Genomic DNA, 522 nt, shown 5'->3' with positions numbered 1-522 from the left:
CCACTTCGTCAAGCGCAACGATGTGCTGACGCGAATGTTGCCGTCGACCGGCGCGCCGGAATGAAGAAGCTCGCCTGTCTTGCCATGCTGCTCGCCGGCGCCTCGGCCCCGCTCGCTCGCGCGGCCGAGTGGAAGATGGACACGGCGGGCAGCCGGCTCGAGTTCGTCGCCGATTTCGAGAGATCGCCGGCGCCGGGCGTCTTCAAGGACTTCGACGTCCGCCTGGGCTTCGACCCGCAGAAGCCGGAGGGCGGCCACCTGGATGTGACCATTCGGGTGGCGAGCGCGGACATGACGAGCGCGGACATCAACAAGGCGATCGCGGGGATCGAATGGTTCGATTTCGCTCGGCACCCGCAAGCCGAGTTCCACGCGACCGACATCCGCCGGGCCCAGGCGCAGGCGAATGCGCCGGCCGGCGGCTACCTCGCGCGCGGCACGCTGGCCCTGAAGGGTGTGCAGCAGCCGGTGGAGGTGCCGTTCACCTGGAACGCCGGGGCCGCGGGCGCGACGATGGAGGGC

At 69.9% G+C, this 522-nt stretch carries 1 protein-coding gene; it reads left to right on the top strand.

Going from position 1 to position 522, the window contains the following annotated elements; genetic code table 11:
* Positions 1-60 precede the first annotated feature (60 nt).
* Positions 61-522: YceI family protein (locus AC1DTN_RS39205; RefSeq protein ID WP_477925650.1), on the top strand; the 462-nt coding region annotated here is incomplete at its 3' end.

The sequence above is a fragment of the Rhizobium sp. 01T444 genome, from assembly GCF_056398305.1.
This window is presented reverse-complemented; position numbering and strand designations above follow the sequence as displayed.